The organism is Paenibacillus sp. J22R67, from assembly GCF_059692175.1.
In genome coordinates this window covers 96,474-122,492 of sequence record NZ_JCAUAX010000012.1, presented here as the reverse complement: position 1 = coordinate 122,492, position 26,019 = coordinate 96,474, and the positions used below count along the sequence as shown (strand labels likewise).

The 26,019-nt window shown below is 40.3% G+C and carries 27 protein-coding genes; 3 read left to right on the top strand and 24 right to left on the bottom strand.

What is annotated here, in order from left to right; translation table 11 throughout:
- Positions 1-81: 81 nt before the first annotated feature.
- The gene (locus AC58VC_RS31855; protein ID WP_497374914.1) at positions 82-1,917 is read left to right on the top strand and encodes a tetratricopeptide repeat-containing glycosyltransferase family 2 protein; all 1,836 of its coding nucleotides are present in this window, start codon (positions 82-84) and stop codon (positions 1,915-1,917) included.
- A 9-nt stretch (positions 1,918-1,926) separates the two neighbouring features.
- On the top strand, positions 1,927-3,888 hold the full coding sequence (locus AC58VC_RS31850; protein WP_497374912.1) for a tetratricopeptide repeat-containing glycosyltransferase family 2 protein: 1,962 nt from the start codon (positions 1,927-1,929) through the stop codon (positions 3,886-3,888).
- Positions 3,889-3,941: 53 nt separating this feature from the next.
- Here the strand turns inward: AC58VC_RS31850 and AC58VC_RS31845 are convergent, their stop codons facing one another.
- The 24 genes from AC58VC_RS31845 to AC58VC_RS31730 form a co-directional block, all read right to left on the bottom strand.
- Positions 3,942-4,304, bottom strand: a complete 363-nt coding sequence (locus tag AC58VC_RS31845; RefSeq protein WP_497374910.1) for a hypothetical protein — start codon at positions 4,302-4,304, stop codon at positions 3,942-3,944.
- Positions 4,301-4,690 carry a flagellar export chaperone FliS gene (gene fliS / locus AC58VC_RS31840; protein WP_497374908.1) on the bottom strand — a complete coding sequence of 130 codons (390 nt, stop codon included), beginning with the start codon at positions 4,688-4,690 and terminating at the stop codon, positions 4,301-4,303. The genes AC58VC_RS31845 and fliS overlap by 4 nt, the downstream gene beginning before the upstream one ends.
- Positions 4,691-4,699: 9 nt before the next feature.
- Positions 4,700-5,068, bottom strand: coding sequence for a flagellar protein FlaG (locus tag AC58VC_RS31835; protein WP_497374906.1), 369 nt, complete (start codon positions 5,066-5,068; stop codon positions 4,700-4,702).
- A gap of 18 nt (positions 5,069-5,086) precedes the next feature.
- Positions 5,087-6,871 (bottom strand): flagellar filament capping protein FliD, encoded by a 1,785-nt coding sequence (gene fliD / locus AC58VC_RS31830; protein ID WP_497374904.1) that lies wholly within the window; start codon positions 6,869-6,871, stop codon positions 5,087-5,089.
- Positions 6,872-6,942: 71 nt separating this feature from the next.
- Entirely contained in the window at positions 6,943-7,992 is a 1,050-nt protein-coding gene (locus AC58VC_RS31825) for a glycosyltransferase (RefSeq protein WP_497374902.1), read from the bottom strand.
- Positions 7,993-8,062: 70 nt separating this feature from the next.
- Positions 8,063-8,872, bottom strand: a complete 810-nt coding sequence (locus tag AC58VC_RS31820) for a flagellin N-terminal helical domain-containing protein (RefSeq protein WP_497374897.1) — start codon at positions 8,870-8,872, stop codon at positions 8,063-8,065.
- Between the two features lie 131 nt (positions 8,873-9,003).
- Positions 9,004-9,237 (bottom strand): carbon storage regulator CsrA, encoded by a 234-nt coding sequence (gene csrA / locus AC58VC_RS31815; protein WP_497374895.1) that lies wholly within the window; start codon positions 9,235-9,237, stop codon positions 9,004-9,006.
- A 3-nt stretch (positions 9,238-9,240) separates the two neighbouring features.
- A complete protein-coding gene (gene fliW, locus AC58VC_RS31810) occupies positions 9,241-9,663 on the bottom strand; it encodes a flagellar assembly protein FliW (RefSeq protein ID WP_497374893.1) in 423 nt (140 codons plus the stop codon).
- A 62-nt stretch (positions 9,664-9,725) separates the two neighbouring features.
- Positions 9,726-10,292, bottom strand: coding sequence for a DUF6470 family protein (locus AC58VC_RS31805; RefSeq protein WP_497374891.1), 567 nt, complete (start codon positions 10,290-10,292; stop codon positions 9,726-9,728).
- A gap of 19 nt (positions 10,293-10,311) precedes the next feature.
- A complete protein-coding gene (gene flgL / locus AC58VC_RS31800) occupies positions 10,312-11,208 on the bottom strand; it encodes a flagellar hook-associated protein FlgL (RefSeq protein ID WP_497374889.1) in 897 nt (298 codons plus the stop codon).
- Between the two features lie 23 nt (positions 11,209-11,231).
- Positions 11,232-12,797: a flagellar hook-associated protein FlgK gene (gene flgK, locus AC58VC_RS31795; RefSeq protein WP_497374887.1), complete on the bottom strand. Its 1,566-nt coding sequence runs from the start codon at positions 12,795-12,797 to the stop codon at positions 11,232-11,234.
- Positions 12,798-12,809: 12 nt separating this feature from the next.
- Complete coding sequence (locus tag AC58VC_RS31790; protein WP_497374885.1) at positions 12,810-13,310, bottom strand: flagellar protein FlgN; 501 nt, start codon at positions 13,308-13,310, stop codon at positions 12,810-12,812.
- 30 nt (positions 13,311-13,340) lie between these two features.
- A complete protein-coding gene (gene flgM / locus AC58VC_RS31785; RefSeq protein WP_497374883.1) occupies positions 13,341-13,613 on the bottom strand; it encodes a flagellar biosynthesis anti-sigma factor FlgM in 273 nt (90 codons plus the stop codon).
- A 106-nt stretch (positions 13,614-13,719) separates the two neighbouring features.
- The gene (locus AC58VC_RS31780; protein ID WP_497375006.1) at positions 13,720-14,136 is read right to left on the bottom strand and encodes a TIGR03826 family flagellar region protein; all 417 of its coding nucleotides are present in this window, start codon (positions 14,134-14,136) and stop codon (positions 13,720-13,722) included.
- Between the two features lie 115 nt (positions 14,137-14,251).
- Positions 14,252-14,752 (bottom strand): ComF family protein, encoded by a 501-nt coding sequence (locus AC58VC_RS31775; protein ID WP_497374881.1) that lies wholly within the window; start codon positions 14,750-14,752, stop codon positions 14,252-14,254.
- A gap of 270 nt (positions 14,753-15,022) precedes the next feature.
- Positions 15,023-16,894 carry an ATP-dependent helicase ComFA gene (locus AC58VC_RS31770; RefSeq protein ID WP_497374879.1) on the bottom strand — a complete coding sequence of 624 codons (1,872 nt, stop codon included), beginning with the start codon at positions 16,892-16,894 and terminating at the stop codon, positions 15,023-15,025.
- Positions 16,895-16,941: 47 nt separating this feature from the next.
- Complete coding sequence (locus tag AC58VC_RS31765) at positions 16,942-17,337, bottom strand: hypothetical protein (protein ID WP_497374877.1); 396 nt, start codon at positions 17,335-17,337, stop codon at positions 16,942-16,944.
- Positions 17,338-17,402: 65 nt separating this feature from the next.
- Entirely contained in the window at positions 17,403-18,128 is a 726-nt protein-coding gene (locus AC58VC_RS31760) for a response regulator (protein ID WP_127453353.1), read from the bottom strand.
- The gene (locus tag AC58VC_RS31755) at positions 18,106-19,302 is read right to left on the bottom strand and encodes a sensor histidine kinase (RefSeq protein WP_497374875.1); all 1,197 of its coding nucleotides are present in this window, start codon (positions 19,300-19,302) and stop codon (positions 18,106-18,108) included. The genes AC58VC_RS31760 and AC58VC_RS31755 overlap by 23 nt, the downstream gene beginning before the upstream one ends.
- A gap of 86 nt (positions 19,303-19,388) precedes the next feature.
- Positions 19,389-21,992, bottom strand: coding sequence for a stalk domain-containing protein (locus AC58VC_RS31750; RefSeq protein ID WP_497374873.1), 2,604 nt, complete (start codon positions 21,990-21,992; stop codon positions 19,389-19,391).
- A gap of 189 nt (positions 21,993-22,181) precedes the next feature.
- Complete coding sequence (locus tag AC58VC_RS31745; RefSeq protein ID WP_497374871.1) at positions 22,182-22,478, bottom strand: hypothetical protein; 297 nt, start codon at positions 22,476-22,478, stop codon at positions 22,182-22,184.
- A gap of 192 nt (positions 22,479-22,670) precedes the next feature.
- A complete protein-coding gene (gene metK, locus AC58VC_RS31740; RefSeq protein ID WP_497374869.1) occupies positions 22,671-23,876 on the bottom strand; it encodes a methionine adenosyltransferase in 1,206 nt (401 codons plus the stop codon).
- 322 nt (positions 23,877-24,198) lie between these two features.
- Positions 24,199-24,471 (bottom strand): alpha/beta-type small acid-soluble spore protein, encoded by a 273-nt coding sequence (locus tag AC58VC_RS31735; protein WP_497374867.1) that lies wholly within the window; start codon positions 24,469-24,471, stop codon positions 24,199-24,201.
- Positions 24,472-24,642: 171 nt separating this feature from the next.
- Positions 24,643-25,197 carry a hypothetical protein gene (locus AC58VC_RS31730; protein ID WP_497374865.1) on the bottom strand — a complete coding sequence of 185 codons (555 nt, stop codon included), beginning with the start codon at positions 25,195-25,197 and terminating at the stop codon, positions 24,643-24,645.
- Positions 25,198-25,301: 104 nt separating this feature from the next.
- Here AC58VC_RS31730 and AC58VC_RS31725 point away from each other — a divergent pair, with 104 nt between their 5' ends.
- Complete coding sequence (locus AC58VC_RS31725; RefSeq protein ID WP_497374863.1) at positions 25,302-25,997, top strand: stalk domain-containing protein; 696 nt, start codon at positions 25,302-25,304, stop codon at positions 25,995-25,997.
- Positions 25,998-26,019: the final 22 nt, after the last annotated feature.

Here is a 26,019-nt window from a genome sequence, read left to right as displayed (position 1 = left end):
ATATAATGTAAATAATTTCAACATTTTTTGCTAAAAGTACATTATGATCCAATTCGGCTAAAGAAATAGGAGAATGCTCTAATGCCTTTTTTAAGTTTGTGTATGATTGTTAAGAATGAGGAGTCTCATCTTGCAAGATGTTTAGATAGTGTCTGCAAATTCGTTGACGAAATCATTATAGTTGATACGGGTTCAACCGATACTACCAAAGAGATCGCTCACCGTTATACACGTCATGTGTATGATTTCGAATGGAAGCAAGATTTCTCCTCTGCAAGAAACGCTTCAATCCAGCATGCTAGTGGTAAGTGGATTATGTTTCTTGATGCAGATGAGTACTTAGACCCTCTTCATTCTGAAGATCTTTTGTCATTTCTCGGAAATTTAAACATACACAACCCAACTGGTATTATTCTTCCAGTTTATAACTATGTAGGTGATATCAACTCCGGCAAAATATCCGAATCCAAGGCTCTGCGGATTTTCAACAATCATCAAAGCATCCGTTTTCATCGCCCTATTCACGAACAACTACACTGCCCGATCGGCAGCATCCAATCTATTGATTATCACTTCCCTATTTATCATACAGGTTACTTGCAAGAAAACATTGAGATTAAAGGAAAATCATCAAGAAATATGGCCATTTTCGAGGCAATGCTCCAGCAAGGCAATCTATCTTGTTACGATTGGTTCACCCTAGGTAATGAATATACAGCCCAGAATAAACACCAAGAAGCGTTGGAATGTTATATCAAGGCTAATCGACCCTCAGAAGAGGGTAAAGTCTGGTTGCCTCTCTGCGTTGGGAGCCTTATTAACTGCTGCATCCATTTAAATAAATACAGAGAAGCATTTCAATATATTAATTCTTCACAACAGCACTGGCCTCATTCGTGCGACTTTTATTGGCTTGAAGGCTTCTTACTAGCCAAGCTTGGGCTTGATGATTTGGCAATCCATGCATTGAATACCTGCCTACAGTTGGCTGATAGCAAGAAGCATGATGACTCAATTAAAGTTTTAATTAGTCCTAACAATGCTAGCTCTTTACCGTTACAACAACTTACAGTCTTATATTTACGCAATTTTTCCTTTAATGAAGCCGTAGCAGCGTTATCCAAGCTAATCTATGTAACTCCGAATAATAAGACGCTCCTCAAAGAGTTTATTCAAATCTTGATTTCTTTTCATCAAACAGAAGGCATAGAAAATCTTCTGAAATCTTTCTATCCTGATCCACAATCCTTTCAACGTCTCATGATCCTTGAGGTATGCATGGAACTTGGTTTAAGACCTTTGTCAGAAACTTACCGTAACCAAATCAAACAAATGCCTATTGAAGTACCTGCTCGATTAGAGCTTCTTTACTGCATTCTTTTTGAAAATAAAGAGCTATTCGATAAATTTTCGGTAGATCTATCCCTTAGCTTTATCGATGCCGATATTAAGTATATGTATACGCTAATTTGTGGTGAAAGCGAATTGGGTTCACACATTGAGGAACTGGATGTTGATACTTTAAGCCAAATTTATAAAAGGTTTTTTTATGCCCAACAATTCAATCACTGTGACACTTTAGTTAATCAACACAGCAGCCCTCTTCTTCTGAATGCAATAGCAGATACATTTTTTCAAAATCGACAATATGAATTAGCTCTAGACTATTATTCCATGCTGCTGAATCAGGATGCCTTAGCTGCTAGTGGTTATGAAAATATTGGTCGCCTTTACATTGCACAAGGGGATATTGCTGATGGACTTGAATACATTCGTAAAGCCTTAGAACTGAATCCTGCGAACATTGCTCTGCAGATGTTAGTTTTGAATCAAACAACCGGATTAGCGGATCAGGACCATGTGAAACAAGCAATAATCGAACAATTTCCGGGATTGATTGATTTTCCACTGATATAAGGAGGATTTATGGATAACTTGCTATCCCTTTGTATGATTGTAAGAGACGAAGAAAAAGTTCTCCGAAGGTGTCTTGAAAGCGTAAAAAATCAGATAGATGAAATAGTAATTGTAGACACTGGCTCAGTTGATGCAACAAAGCAAATAGCATTTGATTATACGGAGAAAGTTTATGATTTTGAGTGGATAAATGATTTCGCGGCTGCTAAAAATGCGGCCATTCAGAAAGCCACATCGAAATGGATACTCGTTCTTGATGCGGATGAATATGTTGATTCATCACAGATGGATCGTCTAGTAGCATTGCTTAAGGAGACTGATCACACCAAACCAGTCGGTTTTATCCTTACAATATTTAATTACACTGGTTCAATTAGGGAAGGTAAGATGGTGGAGTCCACGGCTTTGCGCCTTTTTTCTAATCATCCAGACCTATACTTTGAACGAGCAATTCATGAACAGATTGCCTATAGATATGGTGAGTTCGATCAAACCTATTACAGGTTTCCGATTTTTCATACGGGGTATTCCTTAGAAACTAGGCAGGAAAAAGATAAATCCAGCCGGAATTTAGCCATTTTTGAAAAACTGAAGGAAACACGAGAATTCGATGAATATGACTTTTTCACCTTAGGTAATGAATATTTTGCTGTAGGTGATTTAAAGAAAGCACTCTATTATTATAAACGCGCATCAACCAAGAAGGCCGAAAATCAAGCCTTTATGCTGCATTGCACGAACCGTACAGTTCTAACACTTATCGAACTCGATCGCCTCAAAGAAGCACTTGAGGTTGTTGAAAAGGGATTATTAAGCTTTCCAGCTTATGCAGATTTCTACTGTTATAAAGGATTAATCCTTGAAAAAATAGGACTGGCCGCCTTGGCTGTTCAATGGTTTGAATTGTGTTTGAAGGTTTCAAGCTCACCTCCCGGGAAAGACGGACGCTATTGGCTAGTGTCCCCTAACTATGGAAGCATCGTTCCATTAACTCGGCTTACGAATTTGTATACATCTTTTTCAGATACCACCCAAGCGGTCGGTGCTTTAACCAAATTAGTAAATTTCACGCCAGGAGATCAGATCGCTCTTTATCAACTGTTAAATCTTCTATCTCAACATGAAGAAGCAGAGGTTATTGTGAAATTTATTGAAAAAATATACACGCCTCTTCAACCTGTAGATATATTGCAATTGTTTCAAGTTAGCTTGCTTTTAGGTAATCACTCTTTAATACAGTATTATCAACAACAATGTGAGCAAAATCATATTCAATTATCTGTCCAATACCAGCTTCTCTTAGCTTTAATTCTTAATCGTCAATCAGAGTTTGATGATATCTTGAAGAGCATGCAACCCACTGAGCAGTCTGAACATAATAATAAAGTTTTTATCTTAGCCAGTATCGTGTGGAAGAAACCCGCCTATGCAAAGCAACTTAGCGAAACTTCCGCAGAAAGTATTCTTAATAAAGAGAACTTGCAAGAATTTATTAATATTGCCCTGTCTGAGGTAGAGAACCAGTATCCTCAACAGCTTGATGCAGCACAATTAAACTACATTGTTACATTGTTAATTGATTTGTTTAAGTTTGGCTATTTCGATGCCTATGACAATTTCCTTCAAAAACTACAACCTTTTTATTTCTTATTAGCTAATTTATTAGGCGATTACTTTTTCACTCAAAATCAAATACAATTGGCATTTGACTATTACTCCTTGCTCTTGCAAAATGAGCAACTTGGCGCACTTGGTTATGAGAATATAGGAAAACTGTATATATCTCAGAATGATCTGGAAGAAGGACTGTCTTTCCTGGAAAGATCCCTTGAGATTAACCCTAGGAATCCTTCACTCTATACGCAAATTTTAACGTCCTGTAAAAGTTCGGAAATGACGCAACAAATATTAAACAAATATCGAGAGCAGTATCCTCACTACTATAGCATTTTATTAAGTAACATGAAATAAAAAAGAGGTCTTGTAAGTTCAAAGAAACTTACAAGACCTCTTTTTCGTTTGTCTTATTTCCGGCGATCAACAAAATATCCCTCTGTTTGTTGGAAAGAATGATTATAGGCATTTCTAAATTGATCTACTTGATTAAACTTGTCAATTTGCTTCTTAACCTCTTGTTGAAAGTTATTTAGCCTCTCGTTAAACAATAGTTCGAGATCTCTGCATTCATGTGCTAATCTTTCGATCTCCTGACTCTTCGGCATATCTTTGTAGCGAACTAGCTCTTCACATATCTCCAACTGTTCAACTTGTAGACGATGGAGCACCAAAACTTTGTTCTCATCCTCAATATCATGTTCCATTAGTTGCTGCATAACACGCTTTAAATCGAAGAACAACTCAATTATTAATCGATTATTTTCTATCATGATTGAGCTTTGGCGACATGATGAAGCTCTTTCATGGCCTTCACCCAGGTGTCACGCAAATCTGTAATTAACTCAATACACTCATTAAGGGCAACTTCATCTAATTTGAAATTTGCATGAAATAGTCTTCTTTTTATATAGTCATAAATCTTTTCGAGACTATCGGATATCTCGTAATTATGATTTAAAGAGATGGTTAATTCATCAATAATATCCACGGACTTTTTGATGTTAATGTTTTTACCGTTAAAATCTTGATTTCTAATTGCTAATACAGCCTGCTTCATAAATTTGATGCAGCCATTAAAGAGCATCGTTGTAAGCTCCCAAGGAGCGGCAGTATTGACTTGCATTCTAAGATAAGTTTCTTGTGCTTGCTGGTTCATGATAGCTACCTACCTTTTCTCATCGATTGTGAGACCATTAATTTCTTGAAATTTGGCAATCATATCAATCACTTTTTCATTTGGAATTTCTCGAATAATTTCATCCGTTTCCGAATTAATAACCTTCACCATGATTTGACCGGTTTTTTCGTGCACGCTGTATTGAAATTTATGTTGAATTCCATCCAAAGATTTGTTTGCCTTTTCAATTGCTTGTATGATTGCTTTATCAGAGATCGTTAATTCATACTGTTGTTTATGCATTAATGATTCACTTGATACAGCTCCTGATGCCGATGTGTTCAAAGATGCGTTTGTATTTGTGTAAGAATTATACTCATTGTTTCTAATCGCTCCATTTGAAAAATTTATATCCATTCCCGTACCCCCTTCTCTTTATCCTAAATATTGTGATAATGAACTCAATACGGAATTACTCTTACCGATTGCTGAATCCATTGCTGCAAACATTTGATAATAGTAAGATTCCTTCTTGGATACTTTAGCCGTCATATCAGCGATATCTCCATTAATATCCGTAATTCGTTTCCCTATGATACTCGTAACATTATCTGTCGAAGCACTGGGGCCACCAGCTTTTTCAATAATTTGCGAAATAGACTTGGAAACTTGTGTGTACATTTTCTGAGCGATACCATCAGGTTGATTTGAGAAGGTTTGAATCACTCCATCTGGATCACTGCTTAGAGCCTTCCTGAGTTCCGTCTCATCGAGTACTAACTTACCAGCATCCGTATTAGAGGACGCGTTATACATTTGTGTAGTAATTCCTATTTTGTATAATGCATTGTATGTTGTAGATGAAGAGGAGTCCACAGATGCACTAACTAGTGAACGCATGCCACTCAGAGTAGAACTTAGAATATCATCATTACGAAGAAGACCGCTCTTAGCTTTATCTTCCCAAAGTTTGATATCGGCGTCCTTCATATCTGCTCTCTGATCATCTGTTAAAGGCGTAAAACTTCTGTATTTGTCTTCTTTAACTCTTTTATTTAACAAATCTATTGCTTCATTATATGTCGATACAAAGGTTTTAATTTTAGCAACTGTAGCCTCAATATCTTGAGTAATGCCAACCGATACTGGGCCGGTAGTTTCTTTATTAATTGTATAAGTAACGCCGCCCGAAGAGAATGTATTGGAGCTACGCGTAGAAGTTACACCATCAATGACTACCTCGGCATCCTCACCAGCAATCGTAGTTACCGAGTTTAGACCAATTGCTGCTAGTAACTTACCGCTAGTTGGCCCTTCACTCATTACCACTTGTGAATTTTGACCAGTATCTTTGCTAGAAACAGTAACCCGGTCAGTAGCGGCATCATAAGACATATTCACTCCCGCCGCAGATTGATTAACTCTAGAAATAATAGCACTAAGGGTATCTGTCGCTGTATAAGTAATTTTCTGGCCGTTAATCGTGAAGGATTGATCACTAGAAGATAAGTTCGGTGCTGCTAAGAATTGTTGTTGATTACTCAACTGTAAGGATGTATCCAATCGGTTTGTTTGATTATTCGTAAAACCAATCGATGCCATGCCTGTATTACCTGATATAGAATTTACCGTAATCTGCTGAGCTCCGTCTAGTTTGATAGTACCGGACGAATTAGTTACAGCAATTTTACCCGCCCCAAAACTATTATCTATTTGTGCTTGAATTTCAGCCGCCAGTTGATTTTCATTATAATTACCATCTTGAAGAGTAATTGTCCTGGAAACTCCTCCGTAATTGATTTTAAAGGAATTATTATTCGCAGCGGCACTTATCGAGGTAGAAGAACTTACAACACTGCCAGTAACTGAACTTTTAGTGATTGGGTTATTCGTGTAAGAAGTCGCAGCAGATGCTAAATTATTAACTGAGATACTGTGCGATATTGTGTTGGCAGAACCGTCCGCTTTAACGGATACGGCAGAAGCATCCGATGAACTAGCAGTAAGTTGTTTCCAATCACCAGACAGCCTCATATTATCCAAATTTTTCTGTAGACTGGATAACTTAGTATTAATTTCTCGATATAAGTCTGAAGTCCAGCCTAGACTTGTCTTCTTTTGCTTTAGCTTATCAACAGGGACATTCTCTGCCTTCATTAACTTAGTAATCAAAGATTCAATATCCATACCCGAGTTAAGTCCCGTTACACGATTTACCATCTTCTCACGCTCCTGCATTTATTCTCTTACTATATTTATCGTATTTTAAATCTGAATTATGAAGAGGATTTTCATAGCATATTTAGTCTATTTATAGCTTCCTCGTAGTTATACTCAGCTGACAATTTATAATTGTAAATGGCGAGCTCCCTATCTCCAACAATCTCATAATAGACCCCTAAATTATAGGCTGCTTTAAACGTTCCCACCCCGGCAACAGAGGTATATTTGGTAGTCTCACCTATTTCTAAAGCCTTCTTAAAATAATATTCTATATCATAAATTTTACCTGTATCCATAGCTAGAAGCCCTAGAAGAAATGGCAAATCTGGAAACCCTGGATAAAGTTCATCGTACTGCTTCAACAATTGTACTGCTTCAGCAAACTTTCCTTGTTCCTTCAAAACATAACCTAGCATTACTACCATAACGGGAAAATATAAAGCTGATATTTCATTTATTTGTAAACTGAGGAACAGTTGCTGCTCGGCTTCAGTATATCTTTCGATCCCATAATATAACTTACCTAGTTGATAGCGCATATATCCATCATAAGGATTGTTTTGTAAATGATTTAAATACATAGGTAGGTAACGGTTTGCCTTATTCTTCTTTTCGTACGTTCCTTCATTGTACCCATAGTGGGTAACTACAAGCTGAGTATCATGAAATTGCGCATTCTGCTTTTCTACTTGAACTTGTTCATGTACTTGCCCAACAAATCTATACGTAGACCTATTAGGATAGAATCTTATCATTCTGTGATGTTTATTGCCGTCATTCATCAAATTATTTATTGTGACGGTACCCATTGAGTCTGGATAATGTTGAATGAACTTAAGTATTGTATCCACGCAATCACTAGGTAGTTCCTCATCTGCGTCTAGAACTAAAATATATTGTCCTGTAGCATAGGAAGCACATATGTTTCTAGCCTCAGAGAAATCGTTATTCCACTTATATTCGAATACTAATGCTCCAAATTGTTTTGCGATTTCTACACTTCTATCTTTGGAACCGGTATCCAAAATAATAACTTCATAATCTCTAGGTATACTCGACAAGGACCGGTGTAGGCTCTGCTCCTCGTCTTTTATTATCATGCATACACTAATGTTCATAAGTCCCCCTTAGTAAATAAGAAGCCCATTACATAGTAATGGGCTTCTTGTCTTGCGCGAACCACTAATCTTAACGTAGCAATTGAAGAACGCCTTGAGTTCCTTGGTTTGCTTGCGCCAACATGGAAGTGGAAGCTTGTTGTAAGATGTTCAATTTCGTGTAGTTCATCATTTCCTTCGCCATGTCTGTATCACGGATACGGGACTCAGCGGCTTGCAAGTTTTCTGTAGTTGATCCTAGGTTGTTGAAAGTGTGCTCCAATTGGTTTTGTGCAGCACCAAATGCAGAACGAGCGGAGTTTACTTTCAAGATGTCTGTGTCGATGTTAGCAAGAGCAGTACTAGCATTTGCCATGCTTGTTAGATCCTTACCACTGATGCTTAAGGATGAAAGTTTAATGTCTTGAAGTGATACCGTTACGATATCGCCTGCTTTATCACCAATTTGAATTGTAACAGCACTTGTGCTGTTCAAAACATTGATGCCGTTGAAGTTAGTTTGCTTAGCAACATTATCGATTGCTGTGCTAAGTGCTTTGAACTCGGAGTCAATAGCGGAAAGGTCTGAACCATTGTAAGTACCGTTTGCTGCTTTAACTGCCAATTCTTTCATACGGGAAAGCATATCGGAAACTTCGTTCATTGCACCCTCAGCTGTTTGAACCAAGGAAACGCCATCTTGTGCGTTGGATTGTGCTTGGTTAAGAGCACGAATTTGTGTACGCATTTTTTCGGAGATGGATAGACCAGCAGCATCGTCAGCAGCACGGTTAATTTTGAAACCGGAAGACAATTTTTCACTTGATTTACCTTGAGAAATGTTGTTGGATTGCAGGTTGCGGTGCGCGTTCATTGCGTTAAGATTGTGATTGATAATCATTGGATGTTTCCTCCCTGAATTGTATAATCTCCACTTCCGTGTGGAGTAGGTCTTTTGACCTTACATAGATATATATCGGAGAAGAGCATCATAAAATTAATAGCCTTTTCTACATTTTCTCTATTCTTTTACTACTTTTTTTTGAAATTTGACATATTTCTAAGAGTATCTGGGCTAACTTTAACTCTGGAGGCGTTGAGGTTGCTTGACTGAATCGTCTCATAGATTTCTTTCCGTAATATATTCACATCTTTGGGTGCCTGAATGCCTATCTTTACTTGATCACCATCTATCGCCGAGATAACAATTTCAATATTATTACCTATTAATATGGATTGCCCTTTCTTTCTTGAGAGAATTAACACTGGTTAATCACCACTTTCAGTTGAACCTAGCGAGAATAGAGGCTCATTCGTTTTATACATGTTAGAAGGAGGAAGCACTACTTGTCTTCCGTTCATTGTCCTTGTGTTTACTACAATTGGTGCAAGCAGGTTCATTGTAGACTCGTTAAACTTCTCAAAAATTGTGATAATCGATAGGACTGCAACATCCTCTTCTTTTTCCACTTGGAGTACTGACTTTACTCCATCCTCAAGTATAATCGAGTACTCTTCCTTAAATATGAAAGGGGACGTGACCAAAAATGAAATATTCTCATTTTCTGAACTTTGAAGATATGCAAATGCATCATTCTCTTCTACGACACTGAAGTTAAAACTATTTAACTCTTCAAAACCAAGAATGCTTCCCTGAAGCTGCAGGGTATGGCCATGCAATATTTGTAACATATTCTGTCTCCTCCCGTGAAACACAACAATGCTATAGCGATTATAGCTATAGCATTGCCAATTTATTTGTAAAAATTATATTCACTAACTTGAATATCGATTGAATTCATCTGCTTTATATAAATTTCAACCGACCCTGGATTGTATTGAATATCAGGCTTTCTAGGTGTGTACTGAATATTCGCTTTTTGAGGTTCAATATCTATAATGGCAGGCTTAGCTTCATAGCTCAACTTCACATTTAGATTAGATGCCCCCGTTGTATATTCTATAGGATTGCTATCGTGAAGATTGTTGAAGGCGATTTCTGCAAAAGCATTACTGCCATTCGTGATTTGCGCCATACGGTTACCTTCCTCAACTCTCCGAGCAATGCCTTGAAGTGCAATACCCGAAGATTGACTATAGATATTACTCATAAACTGCAAGTGCGGCCCCTCACCCAATGCATTCCAGGCCTCCGTTGAGTCAACAGTTAACTCACCTGAAGGCTGCTCAATGCTCATCGCTGCCTGTGGTTGTTCAATGGACAATTCTCCCCGTGGAGACTCCATCGATTGGCTTGCGTTATTCGTATCTATTCCTATCTGTCCATAAACCTGGCTTATGGATAAACGAAGAAGGTTCAATTTAAACACTCCTTACAAATTACCGAAGATAGTCCATTAAACTTGGCTGAATAATCTTAGCACTAACGGAAAGCGATGCTTGGTATACACTTTCATCGGATTTTAGCTTTGTAATCGTATCAGCAATATCCGCATCCTCTGTTAATGCATCAAGGCTATTTAAATTAAGATCTAAATCTTTAATCCGGTTATTAATTAAATCCAATCTATTTGCTCTTGCACCTACTTCGGACCTAACTTCAAGTACCTTACTAATTCTTGAACCAAGTTGCGTATAAAGTGAAGTAGCCGTAGCTTGGTCACCCGCTGTGAAAGCATTTTGTAATCCCTTTAGAACTGAGAATAGATTATCTGCATCAGCCGGCTGTCCAAAAACCTCTGTACCGGTTACATTTAAAGGAATCGTAACCCCTGCAGCAAACTGAGAAACGATCTCCCCATTATCCGTTGTTTCACCTGGAGCTCCAGTTGACGAATAGGGCTTAATATCTGTCTTTTGACCATTAAAGATATATTTCCCATTTAACGTATCATTTCCTAATGTAACTGCTTGCTCATAAATCTGGCCTAACTCTTCCGCAATTGCATTAAGTGCAGTTTGGGGGTTAGTACCGCTAATGCCTTTAGTCACAAGTTCGTTTGCTCTTTGAACAAGATCTCCTATCTGCCCAACAACAGTGTCTGTATGATCAACTTGAGACACAGCAGCATCCACGTTTTTCTGATACTGCTCATTGATGGACAATTCGCTTCGATATCTCAATGCGTATGTAATACCAACCGGATCGTCTGAAGGTTTATTGATTTTCTTACCGGTTGATAATATGTTTTGATTGTTTTCCATTCTATTTAAGTTGTTATTAACATTTCTGAGCATTTGGCTATGCATCATGCCCTGTGTTATACGAACTCCCATGGTTAGCTACTCCCCTCTGTTATTTACCGGCCTACAGTACCTGTTCCATTAATTAACTTGTCTAGTAATTCATCGAACGTTGTCATAAATCTCGATGCAGCGCCATAAGCATGCTGGAACTTAATCAGATTTGACATCTCCTCATCCAATGAAACCCCACTTACGGATTGTCTTCGTGAATCTACCTGATCAACCAATGCCTGCTGATTCGTAACCTGACGATCAGCTTCCTGACCTTGTACACCTAACTGCCCAATAACGGAGCGCAAGTAGTCATCGATTGTGCCTTCCGACATACCATTGGAAGTCGTTGTATATTGGAATTTATTATCTTTTAATTGAGCTACCAGCAGAGCTAATGTATTGTTCCCCTTAACCGTAGTCTCGCTTGTTCCTGTTCCTTCGGTTCTAAGGGAAGTAGCAATTTTACTTGCGTCAGCAGCAATAACAGGATTTAAAGTAATAGAAGCTGCCGTAACACCACCGTCTTTTGATGTGAAGAATTCAACACCAGATGAGGCTGGCGTTCCAAACGTATATCCTAGTTTATGAAGACCATTAATTCCAGCAACAGTAACTTTCAAATCCGAGGTTAACGTCCTTGTTGCTCCCGAATAAGTGATTCCATTTAAGACAGTACCCTCAGGCAAAACAGATCCTGATGGAATCGTGACAGTAACATCACCATTAGCAATGCTATTAGCAATTGTATCTAGTTGGGTTTGATAATCGGAGACATATTTATTTTTGGAAGTAATCATTCCAAATACTTCACCACTTTTTAAATCACTAGTTCCGTCTCCTGTTCCAAAAGAGCTCTCTAGATCCGCTACACTTGTGGCTGTATAAGTCCCCCCCGAAACAAGGTTCTTATTACCCATGTTGATCGAGTAACCTTGAGGAGTATTGGTTACTGTAATATTAATAGTTTTGGATAGCTGATCTGTCAAAAGATCGCGTTGATCTCTAAGATCATTTGCGTCATCGCCAAGCCCCTCAATACGATAAATTTCACTGTTCAGGTTTGAAATCATATCCAACTTTGTATTGATATCAGTAGCTTTTACCCCAATGTTAGACGTTAGATCGGAGCTTAAATCACTCAATTGTTTACTCATCTGATTCAGTGCATCAGTAAGTGCCATTGCATTTTCACGAACAATTTTACGGCCAGTTGCACTTTCTGGATCCTTACTTAAATCAGACCATGAAGCCCAAAACTTATCTAAAACTGTACGTAATCCAGTATCGGAAGGCTCACTCATGATTGTTTCAAGTTTATTTAGAGTATCAGATTGAATTTCCCAGTTGCCCAATGATTTATTCTCATTTCGAAATTGATCGTCTAAGAATGATTCGCGTATTCTGTTAATGGAACTAAATTCAACACCTGTACCTAATTGTCCAGGTACGTTCGAACGTGTTAACCCAGGATACTCCATAGGTTGTGAAGCCTGCATATTAACTACTTGACGAGAGTAGCCGGCTGTATTCGCATTTGCAATATTATGTCCTGTTGTATTTAGTGCTGCGGTTTGTGTGAATAAACTTCTTTTTGCTGTTTCTATTGAATGAAAAGTTGAAGTCACGGTAACACTCCTCTAGGCTTTAGTATCAAACAGTCCATTGCGCACAGCACTATATCCAGCATGATTCGGACGTTGATAGAAGGCATCTTGTTCAGGCGTTTTGATAAATAAATCTAACGAGTAATCTAGAAAAGATAGTGATTGTTTGACTAACTTTTGGTTTACTTCATTTATCTTTTTCATCTCTGTAATTGTTTTAACTAACCTTCCCTGCACATCAGTCAGAGCCAACTTTTCATCAGCTTTAAAGATAATCTTTATTAAATCGCTAATACGCACCCTAGGATCCGGATTATACCCGCGTGAAAGTAAGTACTCATTAGTAAGTTGTACTCTCGATCGATCCAGTTCTTCGATTTGTTTAATTAGCTTATTCTCTTTGTGAACAATAGTGTTAAGCTCATCAACGCGATTATTTACTAAAATAGGTGTTTTCTGTGAGGCCAACTCCATTAGTTCATGGTGTACTATAATTAAGACTTCTAGTGTTTCTATTAATTTAACAATACTCACTCGAACTCACCTATTCTTTATCAGAATTACTCATTTCAAATAAGGCAGCAGCTTCTCCGCAATCTTTCCAGCTTCTACATGGTAGGTCCCTGATGCAACGGATTTCTTTAGTTCGTTAATTTGGGCTTGACGTTCTTCAGTCCGTGCAGTATTGCTAGTTTCCAGCAGCTCTTTTGCTTCGTTAGAGATAACAACTTGATCTTTTTGCTTTTCTTTTTTATTCAAGCCGTTCAATGCGTTTTGATTATTCAACTGTTTATATGGATTTACAGATCCTACTCGCTTTGTATCATTTATTTTCATTTAGCAACACCTCTCTAGCTAAAAAATAAAAGCCGATAATCGTTAATCTTATTATCGGCATCCCATATATAAAACTTTAGTTATTCATGTTTCGTAGTAAACCAAATTAATGACGATCCCGCAAACGTTCCTGAATCCTAAAGGTCGCGCTCTCACCCTGCTCAGTACGCTCCGCTCTCCGCCGCTCATCCTCAGCATTATTCCTAACATCCTTCACGAGCTTGCTGCGACAAGATTCACATATCGTATTCTCTCGAATCATGGTCCCGCACACTTCACAAGGGTAAGCCATATTCGGGGCATTCACGATAGAAATTCGGCCTTCACGAATAAACTTCGTGATCTGCTTAACGGATACGTCCGTCGCTTCACTCAATTCATTTATATTAGTGCCTTTGTTTGCACGCAGATATTTCAAGCATTTATCATACTGCTGTTCCAGATCCTTCAAACAATTCGGGCAAACTTCAGCAAATCCCTTAACAAAAATCTTCCCACAGCGTGGACAATTAGCAACATTCATGCCCATTATATGGCCCCCTTCTATTGTTCCCTATACCTAAATATTTAATTCCAGTTTACCGCAATCCGACAGCGTTTGCATATCTCTATTTTTGAGATCCTGAGTTTGTAACTCTCTACCTTGCCCATGTGATCCCGTACACTTGAACAGGTAGGCGTTCGCCTAGCACCTTTGCACACTGATTCATAGTACTCCCGGTGGTATACACATCATCTACGATGTATATGACGTACGAAGCTGCCTGGCAGCTTGTCAGTTGTTTAAGCAGCATCTCGTTGATCTCAAAAACATGAACCAGATCATCCAGACGCTCACTCCTATTCTTAAAGCTTTGTTTATCTGTATGCTTCGAACGATTGAGTAATGGTAGGACAGGGAGCCCGACTTTTCGTCCTAATTCAACAGCCATTTGCTCGGCTTGATTAAAACCACGCTCCATGAATCTGCGTTCACTGACAGGTACGAATGTGATAAGTTTCTTAGTTGAAGCCGAATCTACGGAGTGTTCTCTCATTTCATCTTGCAATACGTGATAGGCGTGAACGAGCATGAGCCCTATGACGGATTTGAGCCGTTCATCTCCACGATACTTATAGCGAGCTAATAACTCTTTCATCGTTTCATCATATCTGACCGCACTACGGCTTTTTGAGAAATAAGCATGTCTTCTTCTTTGACAGTCATAACATACCTCCCCACGCCCGCATATTGCGCAAAGTGCTGTTCGAATCCAAGGTATCCTTACATAACACGAACGACATAGTCCCAACTGTTCAACATAATCAGAGCTAATTTGCTTACACAGTAAGCACTCTTCCTTCACAGGGCTGAGTAGCGAAAAGATAGTTCCTCTCCATCCACGTAGCCAAATTTTCCAATCTCTCATTCATTTCCCCCTATCAAAATAACCTTGTTTCCGTGCTATGCGGTTCATTTTCTCAATTTGTCGAACAGCCTCCTTTTGTGATTGTGTGATTTCTTTTGCTGCAAAATAAACCTTCCCAGCCGGGTCGTCCTTTGATCTACCAGCTCGACCCGCCATCTGAACAAGCGCTGCCTCATCAAATAATTTTGAATCGGCATCTAAGATGAATACGTCCGACTTCGGCACTGTGACTCCCCGTTCCAAAATCGTTGTTGTTACCAAGACTCGAATGTCCCTGTTACGAAAACGCTGAACCCTCTCTGCTCGATCAGGGTCTTTCGACGAAGTCCCCTCGATGCACAAGTTGGTATCACCGTGTAACTTAGCAATAAGTAGATCCACCGTAGGCCCTACCAAACGAATATTGGGAACAAAAACAAACAACTGCGCACCACGCCTCACTGAAACTTCCAGCTTTCTAAATAACGAATCAGGCAGAGCCCGAGTATTTATACATTTATTTAAGGATGGGATTGCTAAGAGCTCCGGTACCGGCAGGGGATGTCTGTGAAAACGCACAGGTACTCGCACATGTCGAAGATTCCCTCGTTCAGCCGCCTGCCTAACGTCTTTCGGCGGTGTAGCCGATAGCAAAATATTCACACCGTTAGGCTTGCAAACTTTAGCTGCTGCATAGGCAAGCATTGGATTGTTATGGTATGGAAATGCATCAATTTCATCGATGATGACAAGATCAAATCTCTTATCAAAACGCATGAGTTGATGTGTCGTAGCAATCGTAATCTGCCCTTGCTCCCATCGTTGCTCGCTTCCACCATAAAGCGTAACAACGCTATAGTCGGCAAAAGCTCGTGATATTCTTGGTTGAAGCTCCAACACCACGTCTTTGCGCGGAGTTGCAATAAGCACCCTTCCTCCTCTAGCGACAGTTAGATGAACGAATGGAAATATCATCTCTGTCTTTCCAGCACCAGTAACCGCCCAAATTAGAAATCGTCGAGGCCCTTGAGCTCGCACCCCTCGTATATCCTTATCCCTATCTTCGGTAATAAAATGGAGCCCCTCCAGTGATGCTCTGCTCTGAGCTTCACTAAGCCCCCATGGTTCGGTGTAGGTTTCTAGATTCCCAAATGACAGCTTCGCGTCTTCCAGCTTTAGCTTCTCGCTCTCGGCTGTTCCTCCAGATATAAGTAACGAGCAGAATCTTGCCCGTCCCATAGTTAAGCATGTCTCGCAGTAAGGACAATCTTGTCCGCAGTAGTGACAAGCTGACCAATACAAACTCTCCTCACCGCTCCCGCAACGTTTACAGGAATACATAATCTTTTTCTGGAAACCTCGACGCCATTCCCGATACTCCTTAATATCCAGCCCATTCCCTAACGTTAAATCCCCGTTAAGATGGGCCAGTTGAAGATAACTCATCCATCCTTCCCCTGCACCTAAATCTAAATTAGCTGACTTTAATAGCTGCTCGAATTCCTCTACAAGCAGCGCCCTACCGCTGCAAGCTAATACAAGCTTGGTATAAATCCGAGGATCTAAAATCATCTTAGGGATCACAGCTTGCTCCCTAAACGTTATTTTCTTCATTGCCATTAGGTCAATGTTAGGTATTCCGCATTCCTTAGACGCCTGGCAAAACTGCCTTAACAAACTCTCATCGTTCTTAACCGCTTGTTTCGAATTTAAACATTTTAGTTTGGGAAGTATCCGCATACCTTGCCCAAACGAAATAAAAGGTTCGAACAGTACGAGGCCGGCGTCGGCTGCGTATTGCTCGAACCAATATTGAATGTCTGTCATAGGGTGAATCGTAAAATGCCAATTCCACTCTTTATTCAAACAAATGGCGTAAAGTTGAACCTTCATTGCTCACCTTACTCTCTTTTTTAAGTACCAGCTGTAAGCGATTACTATTAACCTACAGGAATCTTTACAAGATCTTCCCTATTGCTGAGATGAACAACAACAAAAGATTCTCCTTCATGTTGACTCATAAACTGATCAACTGCATCAAATTCCATTTGATATCTCAGATCAAGCAAATGGGTATGGGATAATCGCTCAATAATTTGCCTCGTGTCGTCAGAAGATCCTTCATCGAAGATCGTTGCCGTAACTTCATAGCCTTTTAATCCAGAGAAAAAAAATAATGAGCGAATATACCATTCAATTTGATTCTGGTTATTTTTGGTGACAAGCAGAACTTTCGCAGGCTTCTTATTTCTACCCTTGCGGGCTCCGAACAATAGATGAAGCACTGCGATACTAATTCCGTAGCAACCCAAGATCCAAAGTAACCCAATCCACATAACGGATCCCTCCCTTATTTGCAGTGTATGCCACAAAAAGTAGAGGGGTTCCAACAACGGGAGTCTTACAAAGTTACCCAGCCATTCTTAATCGCGATGATAACCGCTTGTGTACGGTCATCAACCTCCATCTTTTGAAGAATGGAGCTAACATGGTTCTTAACCGTTTTCTCGCTGATATAGAGGAACTCTCCAATCAGTTTATTACTTTTACCTTCTGCCATTAAACGAAGAACTTCCGCTTCCCGTTTGGTAAGTGGACTGTTGGTATTATGTATGTACTTAAGCGCAGAATCCTTAGCGCCCTGCCCTGAACCAACCACACCGACGTCATCTAAATAAGTCATACGTCTTAGCTGATTGATTAGCTTTCCTGTAACTTTAGGGTGAATGTAGGCGTGACCAGCCACCACGGAACGGATCGCATTAATAAGTGACTCTGCTTCCATATCCTTAAGCAAATAACCCGAAGCTCCTTTGCGAAGCGTCTCGAATACATAGCTCTCATCATCATGCAGCGAAAGAATGATAACCTTAATATCAGGGAAAATAAGCTTTAAGCGCTCAGTCGCGACTACACCGTTCTCAAGCGGCATGTTGATATCCATGAGAACAATATCTGGCGTGATTTGATTGCAGAGCTCGATAACCTGAATTCCATCACCACACTCACCGATGACTTCCATATCATCTTCCATATTAATAATCCGTTTAACACCCTCGCGAAACAGCTGGTGATCGTCCGCAATAACAATTCGCACATTGCGTTTATGACTCGCCGTGTTGTCCATTTTGATTTTCCTCCTTGTTCTCTGCACCGCCACCAATAGGGATTAACATTGTAATTTTGGTCCCGGAATCTTTGGCGGAATCAATGATCATTGTGCCTTCCAGAAGCTCAACACGCTCACGCATGCCTAACAGACCGAAATTATTGCCTTTAGCTATTTTCAGCTCTGTTTGCGGCACATCGAATCCGATCCCATTATCTACGACGTAGATTTGTACTTGATCAGGTTCCAGTGTTAGCTCAACAGATAAGAAAGTTGCTTTCGCATGTTTTATTACATTAGATAGAGCTTCTTGCACCAGTCGGAAAATCGCAATTTCAAGCCCTGATGGAATGCGAGTCTGCTTGCCTACGAGATTGAATTGCGTACGAATTCGATACTTCTCTTCGCAATCTTGAACATATTTACGCAGAGTCGGCACGATACCTAGATCGTCGAGCGCCATCGGGCGGAGGTTGAAGATGATCTTGCGAACTTCTTCAAGCCCCCCTCTGACTTGGCCCTTTAAATCCACTAGTTCTTCCTTTACCGCGGGGATATCTTCTTTAATAAGCATGCGCTGAGCAATTTCTGTCCGTAGCACAACGTTTGCCAAGGTCTGAGCCATACCATCATGAATTTCACGCGCAATGCGCTTTCGCTCTTCCTCTTGCGCCAGAATAATCTTCAAACCAAGCAACTGCCTATTTTTAGCTGATTCCAATATGCGAGTGACCTGATTGAGATCTCCGGATAAGTATTCTAAAACTACATTCATCTGAGAAACGATCGTTTCGGCCCGCTCTACCTGCTTGTCCACATTCTTAGTTCGCACTTGCAGGTCGTTACGTCTGGTCTTCAGATTATTTTCTTTTTCCCTAGCAATAGTGAGTTGTAATTGAAAGGCAATAGCCGCTTCATAAGCAACCTTAATATCTTCCTCACGGTACTTATTAAAGTCACGACTGACTTCCGTGAGTCGAATGCGGGAGCGCTTGTAATCCTTCTCTAGCTTATCGACCAAATCAATCGTGATACTCGTTTCATGCTTAATTTCTTCAAGTTCACGAGTAAGTGATTCTTTCTCCAAGCGAGAAGCTTCAGCGATCTCGAACATCTGATACTTGCTGCTCTCCATGACGTTAATTGCGTTTTTTATGACACGATCTATAGCGTCTGGCTGCAAATGAAACATGCTCCTTTTTATTAACAATATTAGAAATTAGTCTACCCCATATTGTAACATAGTTCTTACAATTTGAAGTGAACTTCTAGCACTATTTATTCAATGGATATGCCATAATTTTGGGGATCCCAGCCTACTTTAAACCCTAATTTCTCAGAAATTACACGAAGTGGAACCATAGTCACATTATTCATAATTTTCGGTGCTACCTCCGCCGTAACACGATCCCCATTTGCGAGCAAATCTGCATTATCAATCCATAGATCGATTAGTTTATCCCCGCGAATAACGGTAACTTTCCGTTCTTTGTCATCCCATTTCACATTACCACCGAGAGCTTCTGTCACAAACCGGATTGGAATAAGTGTATTATCATTAACAATCGTTGGTGCTTGCTCTAACGTCATCGCTTTTGAGTTTACCGTTACCTGCTTCTTGTTCACTGTGAGCTTAACTGAATTCTTCGGCAAAGCTGGCAATTGTCCTTTATAAATAAAAGAGATATCATCGATACTAATTTTCCCTTTCGGTGCTCTTTCATCCTGTCCATTAGCTGGATTAGCTACATATACACTCTTGAGCTTAATGGGGAATTTCAGATCGGAGACATCAGCCGTCAACTTACGCCAGCCCGTCCAGTTCGTATTTTCTGTGAAGCTGACATAATTCAGTTTGCCGTCGGCATCCACAATTTCAGCACGGACCCAGTTAAAGCTTCCATCACCAAGGACCTTAGCTGTAATAAACTCAGGCTCACCTGTAATTTGCACACCATTAGTGCCATCGAATCGGGCATATGCAGCTTTCGTTCCTGTACCTTTTGTAAAATCGTAAGAAATCGCTAAATTTTTATTTCCGTTTGTTTGCTCAATATTTACTGAAGAGACAACCTCGGCCGGGTATTTATCGCCTGTAGTTATAACCGCAGATTTGTCTAGGTCATACCATACCTTTTCTTGACCGACTGGAAGAGTAACCATTGTACTGAATCCATCATATCTTGCGATAACCTGGGCAGCCTGAGAACCTGAAGCACTGTCTACATGTAAAATACCATCTTTTAGGCTTCCTTTCACTCCACTAAGCTCCCACGTTGCTGATGCCGCGGGCAACTCTCTTGTAGCACCGCTTTTGGTAGTCACCATAATGGGCAGCTTAAAATCTCCACCTTCAGTCAACGAAAAAGCACCAGAATTGAATTTCATCGAATTGATTTGGTTCCGACCGATTACTTCAACATCCATGGATGCAGAGCCTTTGCCTGACTTTGCTGTAATCTGCGTCTTACCTGGAACTGCGGGTGTAAATACATTATCCTTAAAGCCACCATTTGCTGTGGAACTACTCCATTGCGGAACAATACCATCAACTGAGATCGGATTATAATAATCATCATATGCTTTAAATTGATAAGTGCTGGATTCGTTCATGAATAAAATATTTTGACCTTTTAAAATAAGACCCTTTAATTCGCCTTTTGGCGCAGTTGAATATACACCTACACCATTAGCAACGGAACGTTGGTTCCCATTCTCCGTTTTATTCACCAATTTCGGATCAATGTCACCCAAAGGTCTGGATACCATCTGTGTGGAACCACCACCGTCCAGAACCAACCCTTTCCAAACTCCAGCGCTAATCATGAACTGCTGAAGCTCTGGCAGCGTCATACCTGCACTACCTGCACTGCGGTCAGATGTAATAATATACGCTGTTTTCATATCCTTAGAATAGCCTAGAGCCGTTCTAGAGCGCGGACTGTAACCACTAAAATCATTAATATTTCGTGTGAAATAACTCGGCTTCGCCTCATCCACTAGCAGCGTGCTGCCGCCGATCAGCATTTTGAAATTTTTCCAATCGTATGTTTTGGAAGCGTCATGCGGAACCATATCATATTTGGTTGTGATTTTATCTCCGACTTTGAGGTGATTTACGATAAACTCCCTTGCTAGGCCTGATCCTCTAAGAATATAGCCGTCTGCAGGAGCAATCATTTTAATATTCGTATCAACCGCAATTTCCTTGACGATATCATTTTGAATAAGCGCCTCAGTCGGAACATGCGTTCCATCTACTGCTCTCTGTGTCATTGCCCAAGCACTCGTATATAAGAAAAGTCCGTCAGCAATCATCGCGACATTGTTATCGTCCCAATAATAGGTTTTATTCACACCGCCAAGTTCGAAAGACGTTCCATCCTTCGCTGTTACTCTACCCTGGAAGTCAAGAATGTCAATAATTGGCTGGTTACTCTTCGTTATTGCAAAAGAATACAGTCCCGATATTTTAGCTGGCGTCGCCAACACCGTTCCATTCGTAATTTGAGCACCTTCTGGGACACCTTCTGCCTGTGTGTTGAAGAAGTCTCCGTTTACACCTGCTACTGCGCCGCTATCCTTCACCATGCCCAAAACACTCTGGTTCTTCGTAAACTGTGTATTCGTCCCTGCCATTGCGTCTATCTTTACGTTCGGATTCGTCAAGTCGACCTCGATCACATTGGCGTTTACCGAAACATCCTTATTGCTTCTCGTCGTAGTCCACACATAATTCTTCATGATTGCGCCTGATGTAATTGTTTCCTGTGAACTAAGCGTCAATGTTGACCCTGCCGCATTTACCGTAGTCCCAGCTACCAATTGCCACATCAATGCGCAAGCCAGCGCACCTATTCCTACTTGCTTATGTACCGTCATGTTGCTTTTCCACACTCCTCATTCAATCTAATTCTAGTATCTATCATTTTCACGATACTTATATAGACTCTTAAACTATGGAAAAAGTTACGATAGGATTGCAGTTGTATTTATACACCAATAGAACACAAAAAAGAGAGTCAGCCCTTGTGGGACTTGCTCTCTGCTTGAGATACAAAACCTGTAAAATTACAGGATACGTTTTATTTTAGCTTCATGCTCAATAGATCGAGCAGACAAAAGTTCAATAATGGAATGCTGCTGTTCTTGGATGAGCTCAATCCGTTTTAGAGTTGCATTGGTTTCTAGAACGGCTTGTTTGATATGTGTTTGTTCTAGTTCTAGCCTATCTAGCCGGGTGTCGATACCAGTCAGACGATTTTCAATCCCATCCATTCGTTTGTCCAACAAATCTATCTTATCATACATCGGTAAAAACTCGGCTTTCAGAAGGGCCGATAGAGCCTCTTTCAACTCATTGTCCATTTCCATCACTCCCCGACCCATCTATAAAAGATGCTTCTAATCGTAGTCTCAGTATACCATACGAATTGCTCGTGATGAAAAATCAATGGAACATATGTATATATTACCATTTTTTATATTGACAGTCAAACATATGTTCTATTTTACTATAAAGTAAAAGCCGTCCTTATTAGGACGACTTTTCTAGTTATATTAAACTAATGCTTGAGCTTTCAAAAGCTCAGCTTTGTCTGTACGCTCCCAAGGAACATCCAGGTCATTACGGCCAAAGTGACCGTATGCAGCTGTTTGACGGTAGATTGGACGACGCAGATCAAGCTCTTTAATGATACCCGCTGGGCGAAGGTCAAAGTTTTTGTGGATCAGCTCAACTAGCTTCTCCTCGCTCACTTTAGCCGTACCAAATGTATCCACAGCAATGGATACCGGACGCGCAACACCGATTGCGTAAGCCAGTTGAACTTCACATTTTTCGGCAAGTCCAGCTGCCACGATGTTTTTCGCAACATAACGTGCTGCGTATGCACCGGAACGGTCAACTTTTGTTGGATCCTTACCAGAGAAAGCACCGCCGCCGTGACGTGCATAACCGCCATACGTATCAACGATAATTTTACGACCAGTCAAACCAGCATCCCCTTGAGGTCCGCCGATTACGAAACGGCCAGTTGGGTTGATGAAATAGTTTGTTTTATCATCCAACAAGTGTGCTGGAACGATTGGAGCAATAACATGCTCTTTAATATCATTTTGGATTTGCTCCAAAGTAACTTCTTCACCATGCTGTGTGGAAACAACGATAGCATCTACACGAACAGGTTTGTCGTCAATGTACTCAACAGTTACTTGTGTTTTACCATCAGGACGCAGGTATGGAAGAGTTCCATCTTTGCGAACTTCTGTCAAACGACGAGCCAATTGGTGAGAAATCGAAATCGGAAGTGGCATAAGTTCAGGAGTCTCATTAACTGCGAAACCGAACATCAGACCTTGGTCACCAGCACCAATTGCTTCAATTTCTTCATCGGACATAGAACCTTCTCTTGCTTCAAGAGCTCTGTTAACGCCTTGGGCAATGTCAGGTGATTGTTCATTCAAAGAAACGAGAACCGCACATGTTTGGGAATCGAATCCGTATTTAGCACGTGTATAACCAATTTCTTTGATTGTTTGTCTTGCAATTGCTTGAATATCCACATATTCAGAGCTAGAAGTAATCTCACCGATTACCAAAACCAAACCAGTTGCTACAGATACCTCACATGCTACACGAGCATTCGGATCATTAGCAAGAAATGCATCCAATACCGAGTCAGAAATTTGGTCACAAATTTTATCCGGATGACCTTCTGTTACGGATTCGGATGTAAATAAACGACGTCCACGTACTTGCGCCATATCATTCATCCTCCTAATATCATTTAGTATGTTTGAAAAGCTTCTACTCGATGCCTCTATATGAAAAAAAGTGGGCCCGGCTTTAGCGGCAGCTTTTCACGCCAAACGGAATCCCTCTTTTGCGCTCTGCGCTGACAAGAACTTTGAATTCCGTACTGCTAAAAATTTAATACAATCTAATGAATAAAGACAACAAAAAAATGAACCTTTCCCGATTGGAAAAGGTTAAATTAAACATTGACCTTCAATTAGTTATCTTACTTTATTTGTCGTCTAGTGTCAATGAATGTAGTCGTGAATAAATTATGAATAATTTCTAATATTAGAGAGAAAACAAGGCTTCTTCAGCTCGTTGGATCAGCCTTTTCGTTATAGTTCCCCCAACAGCCCCTGTATCTCTTGAAGAGATGTGACCCCAATAGTCTTCTTTCACTGAGGAAGAAGGAATAGAGCCTAGCTCCGTCGCGAACTCCGTGTCCGCACTTAACGACATGTGCTTACCCACCGGCAATCCTAATTCTGCAGCAATCTCGTATTTTAGTGCATCTAGCGCCTTTTTTGATTGAGGAACCAACTTGTTGTTACTTCTAGCCATAATAAACGCCTCCTTAGAGTTTTTATTATTAAAAACCAAGCTCCGCAAGCAGCTGACCCAAGTGGGGACACCTTTATTATGGCTAGATTCTCAAACTCGAACCTCATAAGAAGTTGTCATTAAGGGTAAAATTATGGAGATGACTAATCTTCATTTACTTTTAAAAAGACTTTATTTTTCAGCCGTACTTCCATCTGCATTTAATAGTAAATAACTGCCGCGCACCATGACAAAAATGTCTGCCGTATTTTTCGGTGATGGCTTTATACCACGTCCCTCAGTCGGAAAAATCAAAAGATGGTTCAGCGCGACTTCCGTCCCCGCTGGAAGATCCTTGCCTCCCGTCACATCCGGGATGCCGTTATCATCGTTGCTCACGGCGAGGACCCTGCCGCTTCGCACGATAAATTCCGCGCCAGCGCCGGCGTAGAGCGTTTGTCCATTTGCCAATTGGACAACCTTCATCGCCGCTGGCGTTGGGGCAGTGCCTGTGCCTCCGTTGCTCCCACTGCCAGGCTGGCTTCCGCCAGCGTTAGCAGCGATCGCGGAGGCGATGAGATCCTTCACCTTGGCTTCGCTTAAGGTGTTCTGGTCGAAGTAGCTCTTTGTGATCACCGGGTCGGTGGACGAGCCTGGTGTTGGAGCTTCAGCTTGAGAGACTGAGATAGAAGTGGATAATAGTAAAATAGCGCCGCCTGTTGCCAAAATCATTTTGTTCATTTTCATTCGCTATTACGTCTCCTGTCATCATGATTTGTAAAATTAAAGGTTATCTTACTTCTTTTGTCGAATTATTTGCAATAAAATAATTTAGCAAATGGAGTGAGTCTATGAAAAAGTTACTAACAGTCACTATGATTTTATTCTTTATCACAAGCACCGTCAACGCTTCCTCGATCCGCAGTGATTTCGAAGGTAACCCCATCGTAAGTGTAACTACGAATGGAAGTGAGCTAAAGGTAGAAGATGTTCCAGCTATCAATTACAACGGAAGAACGATGGTACCGATTTATATGTTGAGGCAGCTTGGTGCCGATGTTGCTTGGGACGATTCGACGTATAGTGTGAATGTTTCTTTGAAGAATGAACAAAGTGAGAATGATTCAAAAGATTCATCTATAGCAAATGCTTATAATTGGCTGAGTGACACGGATATGCAAATTTATATGTTTGCTAGTAAACTGCAGCAATACATGGATCTTGATCAAGTACCTGACCTTAAAAATCTACTTGATCGTGATTATTTGGAGCTAACGGATGAATACAACAAATCTTTGGAGTTTGCTACTTCCGTCTATAAACAATATGGTGCAGATACTGGTATTAATGAAATACTCTCCAGCCAGTCCAAAGTATTCGAATCGGTTGGGCAAACCAAAGAGCTATTAAAGATCTGGATAACCCGAAAGAACGACACACAGATTAATTCCAGTCTACAAATCAGCTTATTCAACAGTATTGAAAACAGTCAAAAGAACATTATAAATACCAATAAATATGTGCATACTACATTTATACAAAAATAAAAAGAAGGCCACTGGGCCTTCT

Excerpts from the sequence above, each read along its gene's own strand:
- AC58VC_RS31855 (WP_497374914.1), top strand. The coding sequence starts at position 82 with ATGCCTTTTTTAAGTTTGTGTATGATTGTTAAGAATGAGGAGTCTCAT.
- AC58VC_RS31850 (WP_497374912.1), top strand. The coding sequence starts at position 1,927 with ATGGATAACTTGCTATCCCTTTGTATGATTGTAAGAGACGAAGAAAAA.
- AC58VC_RS31845 (WP_497374910.1), bottom strand. The coding sequence starts at position 4,304 with ATGATAGAAAATAATCGATTAATAATTGAGTTGTTCTTCGATTTAAAG.
- fliS (WP_497374908.1), bottom strand. The coding sequence starts at position 4,690 with ATGAACCAGCAAGCACAAGAAACTTATCTTAGAATGCAAGTCAATACT.
- AC58VC_RS31835 (WP_497374906.1), bottom strand. The coding sequence starts at position 5,068 with ATGGATATAAATTTTTCAAATGGAGCGATTAGAAACAATGAGTATAAT.
- fliD (WP_497374904.1), bottom strand. The coding sequence starts at position 6,871 with ATGGTAAATCGTGTAACGGGACTTAACTCGGGTATGGATATTGAATCT.
- AC58VC_RS31825 (WP_497374902.1), bottom strand. The coding sequence starts at position 7,992 with ATGAACATTAGTGTATGCATGATAATAAAAGACGAGGAGCAGAGCCTA.
- AC58VC_RS31820 (WP_497374897.1), bottom strand. The coding sequence starts at position 8,872 with ATGATTATCAATCACAATCTTAACGCAATGAACGCGCACCGCAACCTG.
- fliW (WP_497374893.1), bottom strand. The coding sequence starts at position 9,663 with ATGTTACAAATATTGCATGGCCATACCCTGCAGCTTCAGGGAAGCATT.
- flgL (WP_497374889.1), bottom strand. The coding sequence starts at position 11,208 with ATGGGAGTTCGTATAACACAGGGCATGATGCATAGCCAAATGCTCAGA.
- flgM (WP_497374883.1), bottom strand. The coding sequence starts at position 13,613 with ATGAAAATAAATGATACAAAGCGAGTAGGATCTGTAAATCCATATAAA.
- AC58VC_RS31780 (WP_497375006.1), bottom strand. The coding sequence starts at position 14,136 with ATGAATGTTGCTAATTGTCCACGCTGTGGGAAGATTTTTGTTAAGGGA.
- AC58VC_RS31775 (WP_497374881.1), bottom strand. The coding sequence starts at position 14,752 with ATGAAAGAGTTATTAGCTCGCTATAAGTATCGTGGAGATGAACGGCTC.
- AC58VC_RS31770 (WP_497374879.1), bottom strand. The coding sequence starts at position 16,894 with ATGAAGGTTCAACTTTACGCCATTTGTTTGAATAAAGAGTGGAATTGG.
- AC58VC_RS31765 (WP_497374877.1), bottom strand. The coding sequence starts at position 17,337 with ATGTGGATTGGGTTACTTTGGATCTTGGGTTGCTACGGAATTAGTATC.
- AC58VC_RS31760 (WP_127453353.1), bottom strand. The coding sequence starts at position 18,128 with ATGGACAACACGGCGAGTCATAAACGCAATGTGCGAATTGTTATTGCG.
- AC58VC_RS31755 (WP_497374875.1), bottom strand. The coding sequence starts at position 19,302 with ATGTTTCATTTGCAGCCAGACGCTATAGATCGTGTCATAAAAAACGCA.
- AC58VC_RS31750 (WP_497374873.1), bottom strand. The coding sequence starts at position 21,992 with ATGACGGTACATAAGCAAGTAGGAATAGGTGCGCTGGCTTGCGCATTG.
- AC58VC_RS31745 (WP_497374871.1), bottom strand. The coding sequence starts at position 22,478 with ATGGACAATGAGTTGAAAGAGGCTCTATCGGCCCTTCTGAAAGCCGAG.
- metK (WP_497374869.1), bottom strand. The coding sequence starts at position 23,876 with ATGGCGCAAGTACGTGGACGTCGTTTATTTACATCCGAATCCGTAACA.
- AC58VC_RS31735 (WP_497374867.1), bottom strand. The coding sequence starts at position 24,471 with ATGGCTAGAAGTAACAACAAGTTGGTTCCTCAATCAAAAAAGGCGCTA.
- AC58VC_RS31730 (WP_497374865.1), bottom strand. The coding sequence starts at position 25,197 with ATGAAAATGAACAAAATGATTTTGGCAACAGGCGGCGCTATTTTACTA.
- AC58VC_RS31725 (WP_497374863.1), top strand. The coding sequence starts at position 25,302 with ATGAAAAAGTTACTAACAGTCACTATGATTTTATTCTTTATCACAAGC.